This is a genomic window from Pseudomonas sp. ICMP 561, from assembly GCF_002699985.1.
Lineage (GTDB): Bacteria > Pseudomonadota > Gammaproteobacteria > Pseudomonadales > Pseudomonadaceae > Aquipseudomonas > Aquipseudomonas quasicaspiana.
This window is the reverse complement of sequence record NZ_LKBT01000001.1, coordinates 420768-438273: the sequence shown is the minus strand read 5'-3', so window position 1 is coordinate 438273 and position 17506 is coordinate 420768. Positions and strand designations below refer to the sequence as shown.

Genomic DNA, 17506 nt, shown 5'->3' with positions numbered 1-17506 from the left:
TCAGAAACCGCGGGCACTCAATCCGGATGCAGTGGCTTGGACAGCGACATAATGGCTGCATAGTCATAGACGTACTGGCGTCCGGCATGGCTGGTCTGACGTAACTGGTCGATCAGCAGTCGCTCTTTCTTGTTCAGGTATCTCAGCCCAGGGTGGTCACTTGACTTGAGGCGATCACGTTCATGGGCGTCAGGGAAAGCAATGACGTTAGTCATGAAATATCTCCTACTTAGTGAGTCCTTGCTTCCGGTTATGTAGTCCCGGTCACTTTATGTGGCGACGAAGCCACCATACCCAGAAAAAGTTGGAGCGATCAACCCTGTAAATGAATAGCCGGTCACACTATCTGCGTGACTTCGAAGGTTTGGCTGCTGCTATTTACGCGAATCTCCAGTTCATCGCCCGTCTGTTTACCCAGCAGGCTCTGGCCCAATGGCGCGCGGGCGGTGATTACCGTGACAGTGTGCGCGTCGTATTGAATCTTCAGACCAGCGGCGTCAGGCCCCAGAAACAGATGCTGTTCAACGCCAAGGTGATTTTCCAGCGTGATCAGGTCGCCGGACTGAATGCCTTTGTCCTCGCTGAATGGCGCGAGTGTCAGCTTTTGGTAGAGCACCAGCGACTGGCGAATTTCTTCCACACGCCGCGCCTGACCCGCAGCCAGATACGAGGCTTCGAGCCCCAGCGTGTCGTATTTGTTTTCGGCGATGTTTTCTTCGTGGGTCGCGGTTTCATACGCGGTCTGAGCAGCGCGCCGGGCGATATCCAGGTCCACCTCCAGTTTGTCGATGATCAGTTGCAACACGTCTTGCTTGTTCATGGTTTATCCGCAGAACTGGATGACATTGGCGCGGCTTTTCTCGCTGGGCGCGGTGCGATCCTGCTGCATCCAGAAGTTACATTTGGGGCCGTTGAAGTTTTTCTGCTGTTGTTCCTGAGCCTGTTCCCACGCCTGGCGAGCCTCGCTTTCCCGCAGGCTTTGCTCATACTTTTCGAACATGGTTTTTTCCGCAGCGGGCGCAGGCTTTTCGACCGGCGGTGCGCTCAGTTGCGCGGCCGCATTGTTGATTACCTGAGTTTCGGCAGCGGGCAGGGCTTTGTAGAGCAGCATGCCGGTCATCGCCACTGCGACAAAACCAAGCCAGATGCCGATGGCGATACAGGCGATCAGTTTCAATGGGTGAAGGGATACATTCAGTTCGCGGCGGTGAGTAACAGGCATGACAGTATCTCGGCGTTGACTGCAGATGCTGCGATTGTGCCATGACCGGAGGCTGGTGAATGCCGGTTGTCTGAAGGACAATCGGCGTTTTTTATCATCCAGCCTCAGGGAGCCGGACATGAAAGCCTCTTGGGACATTTTTTGCAGCGTCGTCGACAACTACGGCGACATCGGCGTGACCTGGCGTCTGGCCAGGCAATTAGTAGCCGAGCATGGTTTGAAGGTGCGCCTTTGGGTCGATGATCTGGCTGCCTTCGTGCGCCTGAGCCCTGGCGCTGATGCCTCTGCCGCGCAGCAATGGAGCGAAGGCGTCAGCGTCCATCAATGGCCGAAGCAATGGCAGGCCACTGACATCCCCGACGTAATCGTTGAGGCCTTCGCCTGCCGTCTGCCACCCGACTACGTTGACGCTATCGCACAATGTTCACCCCGGCCGGTATGGATCAATCTCGAATACCTCAGCGCCGAAGATTGGGTGAGTGGTTGCCATGGCCTGCCATCGGTGCAATCCAACGGGCTGCGCAAATTCTTTTTCTTTCCGGGCTTTGTTCCGACTACCGGTGGTCTGCTGCGAGAGCATGATTTGCTTGCCACACGTCAGGCGTTTCAACAGAACCAGGCAGAGCGTAGCCATTTCCTGCAAGGGCTTGGGGTCACTCCTGACGATGGCGCGCGGTTGATTTCGGTGTTTGCGTATGAAAATCCGGGTATCGGAGCCTGGCTTGACGCATTGGCGACCGATAGCGAGGCAAACCATTTACTGGTACCGGAAGGCCGTATTCTGGGGGATCTGCAACGCTGGCTTGGCGTCGACTCGCTTCGAACCGGGGCACGGGAAACCCGCGGAGCGCTGACGGTTCAGGTACTGCCGTTCGTCAGACAGGAGGATTACGACCGGCTCCTATGGTCCTGTGATTTCAACGTGGTACGCGGCGAAGACTCTTTCGTCAGGGCGCAGTGGGCGGGGCGGCCGCTGCTCTGGCACATCTATGAACAGGACGATGACGCCCATTGGGTGAAGCTCGATGCCTTTCTGGAACACTACCTTGCAGGGCTCTCGCCCGAGGCTGCAAAGGCGTTGAGCGGCTTCTGGCGCACCTGGAATGCGGGCGAGAAGGGCGCTGAAAGCTGGCAGGCGCTGCTTGAGCACTGGTCAGAGATCGCGAACCACGCTGAAAGCTGGTGTGTACAGCAAGCTTCCCACGCTGATCTTGCGACGGCGCTGGTACTGTTTTGTGGAGTTTCGTATGATACGCGGCCTTGAGATTAGGCTCTGTACGAAAAAGACCTTCGCGTGACACGCGCGAAGTGGTTTCTCGTACAGAGCCTCGGCAAATTCCATCCAAATTCGGATATACGCAATGAAAACTGGTAAAGAACTCAAACCCGGTACCGTGATTCGTCTTGAAAATGACCCTTGGCTGGTTCAGAAAGCTGAATTCACCAAGTCCGGTCGTAACAGCGCCATCATGAAAACCAAGCTGAAAAACCTGCTGACCGGTTACAAGACCGAGATCGTTTACAGCGCTGATGACAAACTGGACGACGTAATCCTCGACCGCAAAGAAGCGACACTGTCCTTCATCAGCGGCGACACCTACACGTTCATGGACACCACTGACTACACCATGTACGAGCTGAACGCTGAAGACATCGAAGCCGTTCTGCCATTCGTGGAAGAAGGCATGACCGACGTTTGCGAAGCGATCTTCTTCGAAGAGCGTCTGGTTTCCGTAGAGCTGCCAACCACCATTGTGCGCGTAGTTGACTACACCGAAGGTTCGGCTCGTGGCGACACTTCCGGCAAGGTGATGAAGCCTGCCAAGCTGGCCAACGGTACCGAGCTGCAAGTAGCTGATTTCATCGAAATCGGTGACCGCATCGAGATCGATACACGTGAAGGCGGTTCCTACAAAGGCCGTGCTAAATAAGCACAGCTTTTACCGCGTTCAACAAAAAGCCCGCAGCGATGCGGGCTTTTTTGTGGGCGCTTGTCGAACGAACATGGCTGCCCTTGTGGAAGCGAATTCATTCGCGAAAGCTATGTATCAGCCAACAGAAGCGTGTCGGCTGTACTGGCCTCTTCGCGAATGAATTCCCACAGGTTTCGGCCATTCCGCAGCACCTGGAACCGTTGCGGTTATACGGTTACGTGCAGGCGCACATCAACGTTGCCGCGGGTAGCGTTCGAGTACGGGCACACCTGGTGAGCCGCTTCAACCAGTTGCTCGGCGTCCGCTTGTTCCAGGCCTGGCAGGTTGATGTTCAGGTCGATGTCCAGACCGAAACCGCCAGGAATCTGGCCGATGCCGACATGGGTAGTGATCGAGGCGTCAGCCGGAATAGTGCGCTTGCTCTGGCCCGCGACGAATTTCAGCGCACCAATGAAGCAGGCCGAGTAACCGGCAGCGAACAGTTGCTCAGGGTTGGTGGCTGCACCACCTGCGCCGCCCAGTTCTTTTGGCGTAGCGAGTTTCACGTCGAGGATGTTGTCGCTGGAAACAGCACGACCATCACGGCCGCCGGTTGCAGTTGCGATGCCGGTATAAAGCGTATCCATGGTGTCACCTCATTAGAGTCGGAAGATCGTAGTGATCGGGTCTTTCAAAACTTGTCTGTTTGCGCTGGAAAGGAGTGCGCTAACGGAGTACGAAATAAATGTATCGCGCAAATAGTTTGCGCGCAAGATAATATTTCGGATTGTTGGAATGGAATCATCTATAGGCGATCGGCTTGTGCTCCCGGCACAGTGCGGTGGTGACGCAAGCACGCTTTTTTCTGTGGGAGCTGAGCTTGCTCGCGATAAGGTCGGGCGCGATCTAAAGTGAACCGCGTCCAGCCTCATCGCGAGCAAGCTCGGCTCCCACCATGGTATTTTTTGACGCGAGACTGCGCGGTGCCATGCACATCGGGATGCTCTTACAGAAAAGCGTTTATCCAGTGGTTGTGGATGAGGTGCAGAACGCCCTCAAACACTGCCCTGCAGATTCTCGCGAAGCTTGAGCAGTTCACCTTGCAACGCTTGCAGTTGTTCTATTTCCAGGCCGCTGGCAGACAGGATACAGCCGGGGACGGTCAGGGCTTTTTGCTGCAGGGCCCGGCCTTGTTCGGTCAGGTGCAGCAGCACAACCCGCTCATCTTCCTTGCTGCGGGTGCGACTGATAAAACCTTCGCCTTCCAGGCGTTTGAGCAGAGGCGTCAGGGAGCCCGGATCTGTCAGCAGCCGGGTGCTGACGTCGCCAACGGTCAAGCCATCCTGTTCCCAGAGCACCATCATCGCCAGGTACTGCGGATAGGTCAGGCCCAACGCCTGCAGCAGGGGTTTGTAGACCTTGGTCATCAGCAAAGACGTGGAGTAAAGGGCGAAACACAGTTGGTTGTCGAGCTGCAACGCTTGGCAGTTACTGTCGGCAGTGGAGCTGGCGTCAGCGCTCATGGGGTGGTCCTCTTTTGCGTGTGTCATGCCGACAATTTAGTGCCGTGATCTTTGTTGCGCCAGATAAATTCCGGTCAGTCGCTGCACGCAACCAGCGATGGATCGTGATCACGGGCATGAAACCTTCGCAATAGCGCACATCGGTTATTTGCCTGAGCAGCCAGACTGCGTAGCATGCGCGCATTGTTTGAGAAGGGATTGCGGCGTGATTGAAGTGGTGATGTTCGTAGCGTTGGGTGCCGCCATGGGCACTCTGGGTGGCTTGTTCGGTATTGGGGGCGGCCTGGTTGCGATTCCCGCTTTAGGCGTGTTGTTCGGGCTTGATCAACAACTCGCCCAAGGCACCGCTTTGTTGATGGTATTGCCTAACGTGCTGTTGGCGCTGTGGCGTTACAACCAGCGAAATCGTATCTCCATGCGCAACGCCATGATGCTGATCATCCCCAGTTTCTGTCTGGCGTGGCTGACATCGTTGTGGGCGGTACGCCTTGATCCGCAGCACATGCGCCTGGCGTTCATTGCCTTTCTGATTTTGCTCACGGTCTTCAATCTGGCGCAGATGTTCTGGCGCAAAGATAACGCCAGTACCGGGTTGCGCTACGTTAATCGGCTCTGGTTGCTAGGGATAGGTTCGGGCGTCACCGGAGGCTTGTTCGGCGTCGGTGGTGGAGTGATTGCGACGCCGATTCTGACCAGTTTTTTTGGTGCGAGCCAAGTGGTTGCGCAAGGACTGGCTTTGGCGCTGGCTGCCCCGAGTACAGCCATCACCTTGTTTACTTACGCGCTGCATGACCACGTCAATTGGAGCATGGGCATTCCGCTGGCCGTGGGTGGGCTGGCCAGCATCAGTTGGGGCGTAAAGCTGGCGCATTCGCTGCCCGAGCGTTTGCTGCGCTCGCTGTTCTGCGGCTTCCTAGTGGTCTGTGCGGTCATTCTGGCCTTCAAAGCCTGAACGCTTAAAGCCTGAATCCTTCGGCGATGTGTTCCGCGAGACATTCGGTGATGGGCGACGGGTTTTTCGGATTACGCAGCAGGACGATGCTCGCCAGCGGTAGCTGCGGCATCTGTTCAGCTTCGCCAATGATGCGTAAATCAGGGGTTAGCAGACTTTCCAGTTGTGCGGTCACGGCCAGGCCGGCTGTCACTACCGCGCTGATCGCCGCCAGACTCGCACTCGTGTAGGCAATCCGATAATCGCGCTGCATCGTGTCCAGCGCATTGCAGGCCCACGTCCGGCAAAAACAGTCGGTGTTGAACATCGCCAAAGGCACGGGACTTTGTTCGTGAGGATAAAAGCCTTGAGCGACCATCCAGACGAATCGCTCCTGACGCAGGATCTGACCGATCTCGGTACCGGGTTCGCGAGTGACGATACTCAGGTCCAGATCCTGACGCAGGAGCAATTGTTTTGAAGGTTCACAGTGCACTTCGATCTGCACCAGCGGATAGGCCTGCGCAAATCGCTGCAGAATGCCGGGTAAAAAACGCATGACGTAGTCGTCCGGTGAACCAATCTTCACCACGCCCACCATGTGCGGCTCGCGCAGGGTGTTGAAGACTTCTCCGTGCAGCTTCAGGATCCGCCGCGCATAACCCAGTAGCACTTGCCCCTCAATCGTCAGGCTGACGGTGCGTCCATCTTTCTGAAAGAGGGGACGCTGGATCAGATCTTCTTCCAGACGCTTCATCTGCATGCTGACGGCCGATTGAGTGCGGTTCACCACTTCGCCCGCGCGGGTAAACCCACCGTGATCGGCAATGGCCACAAAAGTGCGAAGGAGCTCTGTGTCGATGCTTGGGTAGTTGGTCAATGCATCAATCTCTCAAATGGAACGCATAAAAAACATTCGTTTGATTGATCTTAACGCTGGCGCGAGACTCTAGCCATCCCACATGGAGGGCAAGATGATGAAAGGTCAAAAAGGTTACGTGCTGGTGTTGAAAGCCCAATCCCGTGATTCCTGGATCGAGCGCCTGCTCAGGTCGATAAGGAGACGCGCTTCCCGCTGGTCCGAACTGCATCGCCAGCGTCGGCAATTGGAAAGTTTGAGTGACGCTGCATTGAAGGACCTTGGATTGAGTCGGGCGGATGTCTATCACGAGACCGGGCAGCACTTCTGGAAAGACCCGATGAAGCGCTGATGTTGGCTGTAACCACTGTAGGAGCTGCCGAAGGCTGCGATGGCGGTGTGTCAAAGGTATGCAATCGCAGCCTTCGGCAGCTCCTACAAGTCTTGGGTTTGCCTGAGGCCTAGCGTTTAACCTGCTTCAACGTCTCCGCAATCAGAAACGCCAGCTCCAGCGACTGATCGGCATTCATCCGTGGGTCGCAGTGGGTATGGTAACGATCTGACAAACCATCTTCGGTAATCGGCCGGGCGCCGCCAATGCATTCGGTGACGTTCTGCCCGGTCATTTCGATATGAATGCCGCCGGCATACGTGCCTTCAGCCTGATGCACCTGAAAGAACTGTTTCACCTCGCCAAGGATCTGCGCAAAGTCGCGCGTTTTGTAGCCGCTGCTGGCCTTGATCGTATTGCCATGCATCGGGTCGGAGCTCCACAGCACTTTGCGGCCTTCACGTTCAACGGCGCGGATCAGTTGCGGCAAGTGGTCGCCAACCTTGTTCGCGCCCATGCGGGCGATCAGGTTGAGGCGGCCAGGGTCGTTGTCCGGATTGAGAGTGTCGATCAGGCGAATCAAATCATCGGGGTTCATGCTTGGGCCGACTTTCACGCCAATCGGGTTGTTCACCCCGCGCAGGAACTCCACATGAGCGCCGTCCAATTGCCGGGTACGGTCGCCGATCCACAGCATGTGCGCCGAACAATCGTAGTAGTCGTTGGTCAGGCTGTCGCGCCGCACAAAGGCTTCTTCATAGTTCAGCAGCAGCGCTTCGTGGGCGGTGAAGAAACTGGTTTCACGCAGTTGCGGCGAGCTGTCCATCCCGCAGGCACGCATGAACGCCAGCGTTTCATCAATGCGGTCGGCCAGTTGGCTGTACTTCTCGGCCAAGGCTGAGTTGGCGATGAAGTCCAGGTTCCATTTGTGGACTTGATGCAGGTCGGCGAAACCGCCCTGGGCGAAGGCACGCAGCAGGTTCAGAGTTGCAGTGGACTGGTTGTAGGCCTGAATCAGTCGGTCCGGGTCCGGAACGCGGCTTTTTTCATCGAAGCCGATGGCGTTGACGATATCGCCCCGATACGCGGGAAACGTCACGCCGTCGATGGTTTCATCGTTGGCTGAGCGGGGTTTGGCGAACTGACCGGCCATGCGACCGACTTTCACAACCGGGCACCCGGCAGCAAAGGTCATGACGATCGCCATCTGCAGCAAGACTTTGAATGTGTCGCGAATCTTGGCCGCGGAGAACTCGACGAAGCTCTCGGCGCAATCACCGCCCTGCAACAGGAAGGCGCGGCCCTGAGTCACCTCGGCAAACTGTCGGCGCAACTCTCTGGCCTCGCCGGCAAATACCAGCGGCGGATAGCTGGCCAGTGTCTGCTCGACCTTTAACAAGTGCGCAGCATCGGGGTATTGAGGTTGCTGCTGAATAGGCAATGCCCGCCAGCTGTCGGGGCTCCAGGGTTGGCTCATCATGAACTCAAGGTCAGTGCGATCGGATCAGCATGTTAGCAGTTCGCCTAGCTGTCGCTAGCGTGCAAGGGATGATCGGAGCGCGGTTACGGCAGTAGCGCTATCGCCATCAAAGAGAAAGAGCGTGACCTGGTGGCTGCCCTTGATCGACAATTCGCTTTTTGCGCGGTCCTGCGACTGCATCAACAGGCCAGACTTGGGCTCGCCGTTTAGGAGAAGCAATGACTGAGGAGCGGGTGGAGCGGATTCTGGCCGAGGTACATGATGATTTCGGCATGATTCGCGTGCTGGAAGTCGACGACTATCGCTTTCTGGAATTCGGCGATGCCATCGAGCAAAGCTGCACCTTCACGGCCGATCCGAGCTGGCTTGAGTACGACTACACCCGGGCGATGCTGATTGGCGCGTTGTGTCACGACGCCCCCGAAAGCGCGCTGTTTCTGGGGCTTGGGGCGGGTACGCTGACTCAGGCTTGCCTGAAGTTTTTGCCGCTGGAAGATGTCGAGGCCATCGAATTGCGCCCTGACGTGCCGCGTCTGGCTATTGAATTCATGGGGCTGGATGACGATCCCCGGTTGTATATCCGCATTGGCGATGCGCTTGAACTGCTGGACACCGCCGAACCGGCTGACCTGATTTTCGTCGACCTTTACACCGATGTTGGCCCCGGTGTTGGGCATCTGGCCTGGAAATTCCTTGAGAACTGTCAGAAACGTCTGAATTCAGGAGGCTGGCTGGTGATCAATCAGTGGGCCTCGGATGACGGCAAACCGTTGGGCGCGGCGCTATTTCGTGGTCTCTACCACCGGCACTACTGGGAGCTGCCGGTGAAGGAGGGCAACGTTATTCTTATTGTTCCTGCTGATCTGGATCAGGAGCTGGACGTTGCATCGCTGAATGCCCGTGCTGAAGAACTGGCACCACGCCTTGGTTACTCGCTGGCATCCTTGATCAAGGATCTGCGCCCGGCAACCTGAAGACAGAGCCTTCAGGCGTTGCCCATCTCCGGACACGGCGAACGATCTTTGGGGCGCATTTCTGTAGGAGCTGCCGAAGGCTGCGATGCTCTTATCCTGACACACCGCCATCGCAGCCTTCGGCAGCTCCTACACAGACTGTGTGAAAACTACTCCAGGCTGGGCACCTTCGGTGCTACGCGCACAATACTGCGTTAAAAACAGGCGAAAAATGCTCATTTAGAACACTAGAGTCGGACGCGACCCCGGCCGTTTTTCGCCTGTTTTTGCCTTGTCTTGCCGTCGCTCGCTACGTTTTCACACAGTCTGTACAGGTCCAATGCCTGCTGCGCGACAGCGCTGTGTCACGGATACTGTGGGACTCAGATCACACGCCTTTAAAGACACCGGGCCTGCGCTCTTGCATGGCAAGCAGGCCTTCTTTGGCGTCCTCGGTACTCATCAGGTGGTTGACCATGGCAGGTAGCGCCTGGGCGGCGACTGTTTCTCCTTCGAGCACCGCCTGACGGGCGGAGGCAATCGTTGCGCGAATCGCCAGCGGTGCCTGTTCTGCGATGCGCCCGGCCAGCAGCAAGGCGTAGGGCAGAAGGTCTTCCGGGGCCGTGACTTCCTGCACCAGCCCCATGCGACAGGCTTCCTGGGCATCGAATTCGTCGCCGGTCAGCAGCCAGCGCATCGCATTGCCCCAACCGGCGATCTGATGCAGACGTAATGTGGCGCCACCAAAGGCGAAGATCCCGCGATGGACTTCCAGTTGCGCAAAGCGGGTCGTGCTCGCGCACAGATTGATATCCGACGCCAACATCAGCTCAATGCCCAGGGTCAGGCAGTAACCCTGAGCGGCAACGATCACCGGTTTGCTGACCCGGGGGCCTGCGAACACGCCCCAAGGGTCACAACCGCCTTCGGGCACCTGCCAGCCATTGATCAGCGCCGGACCGGCTTCGGCCAGATCCAGCCCGGCAGTGAAATGCTCACCATGGGCAAAAACCACCAGGACTCTGGCCTGATCCTCGCGTTCGTATTCACCGTAAGCCAGGCTTAGCTGGTTGAGCAGCTCAAGATCGAAGGCGTTGCGTTTGGCGACACGATCCAGGCCGATGAGCATCACGTGGTCGTGCAGTTCACGGCTGACACGGCCTTTTATAGAGGAAGTCATGTAGGAAGTCCCTGCGCGTGGAGTAGGATCGGAGGCGGACTGTCTGAGTGATCAGGTGAACCGTTTAAGCAGTTTCTCCCGTAAACCCGGGCCTGTAGCAAAATAGCCACTGTTGTCGGTTTGCGCAAAGCCTGTAGGTCTTGGGCATTAGCCATGATTGGTAGTGAAAAAAATCCTCACTTTTTTGCGTAATTCCGGTATAGTGCGCGCCGGTCTTTAACAGGGCCCTCGTCAAGGTATTGCAATTCCCCGAAGCCAGCTTCGGCTGCTTGTTCGCTCTGCGGACTATCCTAGGCGATCCATTCATCAAACGTTTTCGCAAATCCCCGCCGACAAAGCAGCCAGGGTGACTTTAGGGTCGTACACGGCACGCGCAGCTTTGGAGCATGGGTCTTTGCGGATGCACTAGAGGCAGACCCATGACCCAGGAACTCGGCGGCTTCGCCGCTCTTGAACTTCACCCTAATATTGTTGCAGCAGTCGTCGCGACTGGCTACGAAGAGCCTTCGGCCATTCAGCAGCAATCGATCCCTATTATCCTTGCTGGCCACGACATGATCGGTCAGGCGCAAACCGGTACCGGTAAAACCGCCGCGTTCGCACTGCCTATCCTGCATCGTATCGACCCAAGCAAGCGCGAGCCGCAAGCACTGATCCTGGCGCCGACTCGCGAACTGGCCCTGCAAGTGGCCACCGCTTTCGAAACCTACGCCAAGCAAATGCCGGGCGTTACCGTTGTGGCTGTCTACGGCGGTGCGCCGATGGGCCCGCAACTGAAAGCAATCCGCAATGGCGCACAAATCGTTGTCGCCACGCCGGGCCGTCTGTGCGATCACCTGCGTCGTGACGAGAAGGTCCTCGCGACCGTGAACCACCTGGTTCTCGACGAAGCGGACGAAATGCTCAAGCTGGGCTTCATGGACGACCTGGAAGTTATCTTCAAGGCCATGCCGGAAACCCGTCAGACCGTTTTGTTCTCGGCGACCCTGCCGCAATCGATCCGTGCCATCGCCGAGCGCCATCTGCGCGATCCGAAGCACGTGAAGATTCAGACCAAGACCCAGACCGTTACCGCGATCGAGCAGGCTCACCTGCTGGTTCACGCTGACCAGAAGACCTCTGCTGTACTGAGCCTGCTGGAAGTCGAAGATTTCGACGCCCTGATCATGTTCGTTCGTACCAAGCAAGCGACCCTGGATCTGGCAAGTGCCCTTGAAGCCAAAGGCTACAAGGCTGCTGCACTGAACGGTGACATTGCCCAGAACCAGCGTGAGCGCGTTATCGACTCCCTCAAGGATGGCCGCCTGGACATCGTTGTAGCGACCGACGTTGCTGCCCGTGGTCTGGACGTTCCGCGCATCACTCACGTATTCAACGTTGACATGCCGTACGACCCTGAGTCCTACGTTCACCGTATCGGCCGTACTGGCCGTGCCGGTCGCGAAGGTCGTGCACTGCTGCTGGTGACTCCACGTGAGCGCCGCATGCTGCAAGTGATCGAGCGTGTAACCGGTCAGAAAGTTGCTGAAGTCCGCCTGCCGGATGCTCAGGCTGTTCTCGATGCCCGCATCAAGAAACTGACCAACAGCCTGTCGCCACTGGTTGGCGATGCCGAGTCGACTCACGGCGAACTGCTGGACCGTCTGACTGCCGATATCGGTTGCAGCCCGCGCGCCCTGGCCGCTGCTCTGCTGCGCAAAGCTACCAACGGTCAGGCTCTGACCCTGGCAGCCATCGAGCGCGAGCGCCCACTGGTGCCGAACAATGCACCGCGTGAGCGTAGTGATCGTTCGTCGTCGGATCGTCCAGAGCGCAGTGGTGATCGTGAGCGTCGCGCTCCGGTTCCATTGGCCGAAGGTCGTGCTCGTTGCCGTACCGCGCTGGGTGCGCGTGATGGTATCGCTGCCAAGAACCTGTTGGGTGCAATCCTCAACGAAGGCGGCCTGGCCCGCGAAGCAATCGGCCGCATCCAGGTGCGCGACAGCTTCAGCCTGGTTGAACTGCCGGAAGATGGCCTTGAGCGTCTGCTGACCAAACTCAAGGACACCCGCGTTGCAGGCAAGCAGTTGAAGCTGCGTCGCTATCGCGAAGATTGATCAGCGCTTGAGTTGATCGTCTGAAATAAAAAATCCCCGACTGGTTCGGGGATTTTTTTGTCTGGGTTTCCTGCTTCTGTAGGAGCTGCCGAAGGCTGCGATGGTGGTGCATCAGGAATATCGTCTCGCAGCCTTCGGCAGCTCCTACAGATTGGCGTCAGGTCTGTGGCCTCACCCAAACCTGTAAATATCTATTCCCAGTGCTCCCATCGTGAAGCCTTTGTGCGCCACGCTGAATTCACCACCGGCACCCCGGGCGAAATACAGCGGCAGCAAATGCTCATCGCTTGGGTGACTGCGCACGGCGTTGGGGGCTTGTGCCCGGTAGTCATGCAATGCGCCCTCATCATTGCTGCCCAGCTTCTCTATCATCCAGTCGCGAAACGCTTTGGCCCATGGCTCTACGCTTTCCGGTCCGGCATGCCAGTCCAGTTCACCAAGATTGTGGGTGATGCTGCCCGAGCCGATAATCAATACACCCTGATCACGCAGGCTGGCCAGCGCCCGGCCGACGCGAGTCTGCAGTGCCGGGCCTTCGCGGCTGGGCAGGGAAACCTGAACAACAGGGATGTCGGCATCGGGATACATCAGAGACAGTGGCACCCACACACCATGATCAAAAGGTCGTTGGCTGTTAGTGCGCGCTGCCAGCCCGGCAGCCTGCAACAGCCCCAGGACTTCAGCGCTCAACGTTGGCAAGCCGGGAGCGGGGTACTGCACCGCAAACAGGGCCGCGGGGAAACCGCCGAAGTCATGCCAGGTTTCCGGCTGCGGGTTGGCGTTGACCAGCAGCTCCTGGCTTTCCCAGTGAGCTGAAACAATAACAATCGCCTTGGGCCTGGGCATCTCGGCTGCGAGACGCAACAGGGCCGGGCCGCTTTCGCCTGGTTCCAGCGCAAGCATCGGCGAGCCGTGGGAGATAAACAGGCTGGGGAACATAGCGGGCGTCCTGAACGTTAAGATGACGCCATCTTCAGTCAGATCATTGATCTAAATCTAATATAAGTTTTAGCGCCTTTTAATCGAATTATGAGGAGTATTCATGCAGGCCGAATTTTGGCACGAGCGGTGGGCGGCCAACCAGATTGGTTTCCATCAGCAACAAGCGAACCCCTTGCTTCAGCAGTTCTGGCCGGAACTGGCGGTCGGGAAGGATGGACGTGTTTTGGTGCCCTTATGCGGCAAGAGCCTTGATCTGGTCTGGCTGGCGGAGCAGGGGCATAAGGTATTGGGTGTCGAGCTGTCGGAAAAAGCGGTCCAGGCGTTTTTCAGTGAGCAACGCATTGAACCTATCATCAGCCAGCGTGGCGCGTTCAAAGTGTACGGCTGCGCAGGGATTGAGTTGTGGTGCGGTGACTTCTTTGCGTTGCGGGCTGAGGATGTAGCGGGGTGTACGGCGCTTTATGATCGCGCCGCATTGATTGCCTTGCCGCCTGCGATGCGTGAGCGATATGTCGCACACCTGGCGTCGGTATTGCCTGCTGAATGCCAAGGGCTGCTGATTACGCTGGATTACGATCAGGCAAAGATTGATGGGCCGCCGTTCTCTGTTCCGGACGAGGAGGTGCAGCGATTGATGGCCGAGGGCTGGGAACTGGACATATTGCAGACCAGCGATGTTCTCAAGGGCAGCGTGAAATTTGAGCAGCGCGGTGTGGAACGCCTGGAAGAGCGGGTTTATCGTTTGGTTCGACGTTGAAAAGGCGCTGATGTGCGGCAAACGATTGACCTGTAGGAGCTGCCGAAGGCTGCGATGGCGGTATGTCAGGATGAATGCCTCGCAGCCTTCGGCAGCTCCTACAGGTTATTTACTCGCATAAAAAAACCGGCACTAAGGCCGGTTTTTTTATGCAGGTTGATCAACCGCGGCGGCGCAGTGCCTCGATACGATCTTCCAGAGCCGGGTGGCTCATGAACAGCGCAGCCAGACCGCTCTTCAGGCCACCGTTGATGCCGAACGCCGTCAGGCTGTCAGGCATCTGCACCGGCACGCCCTGTTCGGAGCGCAGGCGTTGCAGGGCACCGATCATGGCGCTGGTGCCTGCCAGTCGGGCACCGGCTTCGTCAGCGCGGTATTCGCGTTTGCGCGAGAACCACATGACGATGGCGCTGGCCAGGAAGCCCAGAACCAGTTCGGCAAAGATCGTCGTCACGTAGTAAGCAATGCCCTGACCGTTTTCGGTTTTGAAGATCACCTTGTCGACGAAGTTACCGATGATGCGGGCGAAGAACATTACAAAGGTGTTCACCACGCCCTGCACCAGCGCCAGAGTCACCATGTCGCCATTGGCAACGTGGCCGATTTCGTGGGCCAGTACCGCTTTCACCTCATCAGGTGAGAAGCGCTCCAGCAGACCCTGGCTGACAGCGACCAGTGCATCATTCTTGTTCCAGCCTGTGGCGAAAGCGTTGGCTTCGTAGGCAGGGAAGATCCCGACTTCCGGCATCTTGATACCAGCGTCGCGGGACAGTTGCTCGACGGTTTGTACCAGCCATTGTTCATGGCGGGTACGCGGCTGGGTGATGATCTGGGTGCCGGTGCTCATTTTCGCCATCCACTTGGAGATGAACAGCGAGAACAGCGAGCCGGCGAAACCAAATACAGCGCAGAAGATCAGCAGCTGATTGAGGTTCAGATCAACCCCATTGGCCGCCATGAACCCGTTGAAGCCAAAAAGGCTCAGGGTGATGCTGGCAATCAGCACGACCGCCAGGTTAGTGGCCAAAAACAGCAAAATGCGCATCATGGTTTGGATGTTCTCCTGTGACGAATATGTAACGCGTTGCGGGGTATATAAGGTGATGTCAGCGGCTATTCAACCTGGCGACTATTTCAAACTGTGTCGTCCGGCGCGAACCAGTAGCATTCGCTTTAGGCAAACAGGTTCCGGCCCAGAGCGGCTGGCTCTGAACGCTGTTACGCGCAGATTGTTTTTTTGTATTGCGGCACGAACGCGGCCACAGCAAAAGCGATCCCTTGCTCAGGAATCGCTATGACCGCAAAGAGAGGGCAGGAATTCCCGTCGGGCGCAGTTTATGCGCCGCAGCGGGTCCTGGGGTTACTGACGATAGGTCTTCAGGAAGTTGCCGATGCGACCAATGGCCTGATCCAGGTCGTCGACGCGCGGCAGGGTGACCACGCGGAAGTGATCAGGCCATGGCCAGTTGAAGGCAGTGCCTTGAACGATCAGCAGCTTTTCCGACAGGAGCAGGTCAAGGGCGAACTTCTCGTCGTTGTGGATCGGGCAGACCTTCGGATCGATCCGCGGGAACGCATAAAGTGCGCCCATCGGCTTCACGCAGCTGACGCCGGGAATGTCGTTGAGCAGTTCCCAGGTGCGGTTGCGTTGCTCCAGCAAGCGGCCTGGAGGCAGAACCAGATCGTTGATGCTCTGGTAGCCGCCCAGCGCGGTTTGAATGGCGTGTTGGCTCGGCACGTTGGCGCACAGGCGCATATTGGCCAGGATGTCGATGCCTTCGATGTAGCTTTGCGCGTTGTGTTTAGGGCCGGAGATGGCGACCCAGCCGGAGCGGAAGCCTGCCACGCGATAGGATTTGGACAGGCCGTTGAACGTCAGGCACAGCAGATCGGGTGCCAGCGAGGCAGTGCAGATGTGCACGGCATCGTCATAGAGAATCTTGTCGTAGATCTCGTCGGAAAAGACCACGAGATTATGCTGGCGCGCCAGTTCGAGCATGCCTTCCAGTACTTCTTTGGAGTACACGGCACCGGTCGGGTTGTTCGGGTTGATGATCACCATGGCTTTGGTGTTCGGGGTGATCTTGGCCTTGATATCGGCCAGATCAGGCCACCAGTTGGCTTGCTCGTCACACAGATAGTGCACCGGGTTGCCGCCGGCCAGACTGACGGCAGCTGTCCACAGCGGATAGTCTGGAGCCGGGATCAGTACTTCATCGCCATTGTTGAGCAATGCCTGCATCGACATCACGATCAGCTCGGAGACGCCGTTGCCCAGGTAGATGTCTTCGATGCCGACGCCTTCAACCTGCTTCTGCTGGTAATACTGCATAACGGCCTTGCGCGCACTGAACAGGCCTTTGGAGTCGCTGTAGCCTTGAGCGGTCGGCAGGTTGCGGATCACGTCCTGCAGAATTTCGTCCGGCGCTTCGAAACCAAATGGCGCAGGGTTGCCGATGTTCAGCTTGAGGATGCGATGGCCTTCCTCTTCCAGGCGTTTGGCGTGCTTGAGCACTGGGCCGCGAATGTCATAGCAGACGTTGGCGAGCTTGTTCGATTTGCTGAACTGCATGGTGATTGATCCCGAAAATGGACGAGCCGTAGCGAGCTGGAAATCTGGTTCGTCGGGTATGACGCCGTAAAAATGAGTTTGTATGGTCGAAACGTGAGTGACAGACTGGCGCCTAATGAGGCGCAATGATACGTGCCACCTGATCTGTGGAGAAGATACAGATCAGGCTTTTTCGACTGCGGAGGTGTACCTGTGGAAAAGTTGGACAAGACGCTGGAAGAATGGCGAGCCATGCTTGACCCGGAGCAGTACAACGTTTGCCGCCTCAAGGGCACCGAACGTCCGTTCTCCGGTAAATACAACAGCACCAAAACCGATGGCGTCTATCATTGCATCTGTTGCAACGAGCCGCTGTTTGACTCTTCTACCAAGTTTGATTCCGGTTGCGGCTGGCCGAGTTTCTACGCGCCGCTCGAAGGCAGCGCAGTGGTCGAAGTGCGCGATGTCAGCCACGGCATGATTCGCACTGAAGTGGTTTGCGCCAAATGTGACGCGCATCTGGGTCACGTATTCCCTGATGGCCCACCGCCCACTGGCCTGCGTTACTGCATCAACTCGGTGTGCCTGGACTTGGTGCCGCGCGTCTGAAGCCTGATTTCCTGTAGGGACCGGCCCGGTGTCACTGACACCGCGCTGTCGCGAAGCAAACGAAGGGGCCGTAGGACCGGCTTTAGCCGGGAGGGCGTAGGTACATTCACCAAATATTCTTCGGCAGAAATAGCGCTCTCCCGGCTAAAGCCGGTCCTA

19 protein-coding genes are annotated in these 17506 nt (G+C 57.4%); 8 read left to right on the top strand and 11 right to left on the bottom strand.

What is annotated here, in order from left to right; all coding sequences use genetic code 11:
• Positions 1–17: 17 nt before the first annotated feature.
• From AO242_RS02090 to AO242_RS02080, 3 genes are all read right to left on the bottom strand, one after another.
• Positions 18–215, bottom strand: a complete 198-nt coding sequence (locus tag AO242_RS02090; protein ID WP_027900553.1) for a hypothetical protein — start codon at positions 213–215, stop codon at positions 18–20.
• 122 nt (positions 216–337) lie between these two features.
• The gene (locus AO242_RS02085) at positions 338–820 is read right to left on the bottom strand and encodes a GreA/GreB family elongation factor (RefSeq protein ID WP_099267456.1); all 483 of its coding nucleotides are present in this window, start codon (positions 818–820) and stop codon (positions 338–340) included.
• Between the two features lie 3 nt (positions 821–823).
• Positions 824–1222 (bottom strand): hypothetical protein, encoded by a 399-nt coding sequence (locus AO242_RS02080; RefSeq protein ID WP_099267527.1) that lies wholly within the window; start codon positions 1220–1222, stop codon positions 824–826.
• Positions 1223–1340: 118 nt separating this feature from the next.
• On the opposite strand from AO242_RS02080, the gene earP reads away from it, so the two are divergent.
• Positions 1341–2486 (top strand): elongation factor P maturation arginine rhamnosyltransferase EarP, encoded by a 1146-nt coding sequence (gene earP / locus AO242_RS02075; protein WP_099267455.1) that lies wholly within the window; start codon positions 1341–1343, stop codon positions 2484–2486.
• Between the two features lie 97 nt (positions 2487–2583).
• A complete protein-coding gene (locus tag AO242_RS02070) occupies positions 2584–3153 on the top strand; it encodes an elongation factor P (protein WP_027900557.1) in 570 nt (189 codons plus the stop codon).
• Positions 3154–3362: 209 nt separating this feature from the next.
• On the opposite strand, the gene AO242_RS02065 is transcribed toward AO242_RS02070, so the two are convergent.
• Both AO242_RS02065 and AO242_RS02060 read right to left on the bottom strand, forming a co-directional pair.
• On the bottom strand, positions 3363–3782 hold the full coding sequence (locus tag AO242_RS02065; RefSeq protein ID WP_027900558.1) for an organic hydroperoxide resistance protein: 420 nt from the start codon (positions 3780–3782) through the stop codon (positions 3363–3365).
• A gap of 408 nt (positions 3783–4190) precedes the next feature.
• Positions 4191–4658, bottom strand: coding sequence for a MarR family winged helix-turn-helix transcriptional regulator (locus tag AO242_RS02060; RefSeq protein WP_099267454.1), 468 nt, complete (start codon positions 4656–4658; stop codon positions 4191–4193).
• Between the two features lie 205 nt (positions 4659–4863).
• Between AO242_RS02060 and AO242_RS02055 the strand changes: the two genes are divergently transcribed.
• Complete coding sequence (locus AO242_RS02055; RefSeq protein WP_164706043.1) at positions 4864–5610, top strand: sulfite exporter TauE/SafE family protein; 747 nt, start codon at positions 4864–4866, stop codon at positions 5608–5610.
• A gap of 4 nt (positions 5611–5614) precedes the next feature.
• Here AO242_RS02055 and AO242_RS02050 read toward each other — a convergent pair whose 3' ends face one another.
• Positions 5615–6469, bottom strand: coding sequence for a LysR substrate-binding domain-containing protein (locus AO242_RS02050; protein ID WP_099267453.1), 855 nt, complete (start codon positions 6467–6469; stop codon positions 5615–5617).
• Between the two features lie 94 nt (positions 6470–6563).
• Between AO242_RS02050 and AO242_RS02045 the strand changes: the two genes are divergently transcribed.
• Complete coding sequence (locus AO242_RS02045; protein WP_176560554.1) at positions 6564–6800, top strand: DUF1127 domain-containing protein; 237 nt, start codon at positions 6564–6566, stop codon at positions 6798–6800.
• 109 nt (positions 6801–6909) lie between these two features.
• On the opposite strand, the gene AO242_RS02040 is transcribed toward AO242_RS02045, so the two are convergent.
• Positions 6910–8256 (bottom strand): class II 3-deoxy-7-phosphoheptulonate synthase, encoded by a 1347-nt coding sequence (locus tag AO242_RS02040; RefSeq protein WP_099267452.1) that lies wholly within the window; start codon positions 8254–8256, stop codon positions 6910–6912.
• Positions 8257–8477: 221 nt separating this feature from the next.
• Here AO242_RS02040 and AO242_RS02035 point away from each other — a divergent pair, with 221 nt between their 5' ends.
• Positions 8478–9233 (top strand): spermidine synthase, encoded by a 756-nt coding sequence (locus AO242_RS02035; protein ID WP_027900564.1) that lies wholly within the window; start codon positions 8478–8480, stop codon positions 9231–9233.
• Between the two features lie 367 nt (positions 9234–9600).
• On the opposite strand, the gene AO242_RS02030 is transcribed toward AO242_RS02035, so the two are convergent.
• Complete coding sequence (locus AO242_RS02030; protein ID WP_099267451.1) at positions 9601–10392, bottom strand: crotonase/enoyl-CoA hydratase family protein; 792 nt, start codon at positions 10390–10392, stop codon at positions 9601–9603.
• A gap of 386 nt (positions 10393–10778) precedes the next feature.
• Here AO242_RS02030 and AO242_RS02020 point away from each other — a divergent pair, with 386 nt between their 5' ends.
• Positions 10779–12488 carry a DEAD/DEAH box helicase gene (locus AO242_RS02020; RefSeq protein WP_176469863.1) on the top strand — a complete coding sequence of 570 codons (1710 nt, stop codon included), beginning with the start codon at positions 10779–10781 and terminating at the stop codon, positions 12486–12488.
• A gap of 171 nt (positions 12489–12659) precedes the next feature.
• Here AO242_RS02020 and AO242_RS02015 read toward each other — a convergent pair whose 3' ends face one another.
• Complete coding sequence (locus AO242_RS02015) at positions 12660–13427, bottom strand: DODA-type extradiol aromatic ring-opening family dioxygenase (RefSeq protein WP_099267450.1); 768 nt, start codon at positions 13425–13427, stop codon at positions 12660–12662.
• A gap of 103 nt (positions 13428–13530) precedes the next feature.
• Between AO242_RS02015 and AO242_RS02010 the strand changes: the two genes are divergently transcribed.
• A complete protein-coding gene (locus tag AO242_RS02010) occupies positions 13531–14187 on the top strand; it encodes a thiopurine S-methyltransferase (protein ID WP_099267449.1) in 657 nt (218 codons plus the stop codon).
• 160 nt (positions 14188–14347) lie between these two features.
• Here AO242_RS02010 and htpX read toward each other — a convergent pair whose 3' ends face one another.
• Entirely contained in the window at positions 14348–15235 is an 888-nt protein-coding gene (htpX, locus tag AO242_RS02005; RefSeq protein WP_027902444.1) for a protease HtpX, read from the bottom strand.
• A 312-nt stretch (positions 15236–15547) separates the two neighbouring features.
• Entirely contained in the window at positions 15548–16759 is a 1212-nt protein-coding gene (locus tag AO242_RS02000; protein ID WP_027902445.1) for a pyridoxal phosphate-dependent aminotransferase, read from the bottom strand.
• 192 nt (positions 16760–16951) lie between these two features.
• Between AO242_RS02000 and msrB the strand changes: the two genes are divergently transcribed.
• Positions 16952–17347, top strand: a complete 396-nt coding sequence (gene msrB, locus AO242_RS01995; protein WP_099267448.1) for a peptide-methionine (R)-S-oxide reductase MsrB — start codon at positions 16952–16954, stop codon at positions 17345–17347.
• Positions 17348–17506 lie beyond the last annotated feature (159 nt).

Coding starts and splice junctions, on each gene's coding strand:
- AO242_RS02090 (WP_027900553.1), bottom strand. CDS start 215: ATGACTAACGTCATTGCTTTCCCTGACGCCCATGAACGTGATCGCCTC.
- AO242_RS02085 (WP_099267456.1), bottom strand. CDS start 820: ATGAACAAGCAAGACGTGTTGCAACTGATCATCGACAAACTGGAGGTG.
- AO242_RS02060 (WP_099267454.1), bottom strand. CDS start 4,658: ATGAGCGCTGACGCCAGCTCCACTGCCGACAGTAACTGCCAAGCGTTG.
- AO242_RS02030 (WP_099267451.1), bottom strand. CDS start 10,392: ATGACTTCCTCTATAAAAGGCCGTGTCAGCCGTGAACTGCACGACCAC.
- AO242_RS02010 (WP_099267449.1), top strand. CDS start 13,531: ATGCAGGCCGAATTTTGGCACGAGCGGTGGGCGGCCAACCAGATTGGT.
- AO242_RS02035 (WP_027900564.1), top strand. CDS start 8,478: ATGACTGAGGAGCGGGTGGAGCGGATTCTGGCCGAGGTACATGATGAT.
- AO242_RS02000 (WP_027902445.1), bottom strand. CDS start 16,759: ATGCAGTTCAGCAAATCGAACAAGCTCGCCAACGTCTGCTATGACATT.
- AO242_RS02020 (WP_176469863.1), top strand. CDS start 10,779: ATGGGTCTTTGCGGATGCACTAGAGGCAGACCCATGACCCAGGAACTC.
- AO242_RS02080 (WP_099267527.1), bottom strand. CDS start 1,222: ATGCCTGTTACTCACCGCCGCGAACTGAATGTATCCCTTCACCCATTG.
- AO242_RS02040 (WP_099267452.1), bottom strand. CDS start 8,256: ATGAGCCAACCCTGGAGCCCCGACAGCTGGCGGGCATTGCCTATTCAG.
- AO242_RS02045 (WP_176560554.1), top strand. CDS start 6,564: ATGATGAAAGGTCAAAAAGGTTACGTGCTGGTGTTGAAAGCCCAATCC.
- AO242_RS02070 (WP_027900557.1), top strand. CDS start 2,584: ATGAAAACTGGTAAAGAACTCAAACCCGGTACCGTGATTCGTCTTGAA.
- htpX (WP_027902444.1), bottom strand. CDS start 15,235: ATGATGCGCATTTTGCTGTTTTTGGCCACTAACCTGGCGGTCGTGCTG.
- AO242_RS02015 (WP_099267450.1), bottom strand. CDS start 13,427: ATGTTCCCCAGCCTGTTTATCTCCCACGGCTCGCCGATGCTTGCGCTG.
- earP (WP_099267455.1), top strand. CDS start 1,341: ATGAAAGCCTCTTGGGACATTTTTTGCAGCGTCGTCGACAACTACGGC.
- AO242_RS02065 (WP_027900558.1), bottom strand. CDS start 3,782: ATGGATACGCTTTATACCGGCATCGCAACTGCAACCGGCGGCCGTGAT.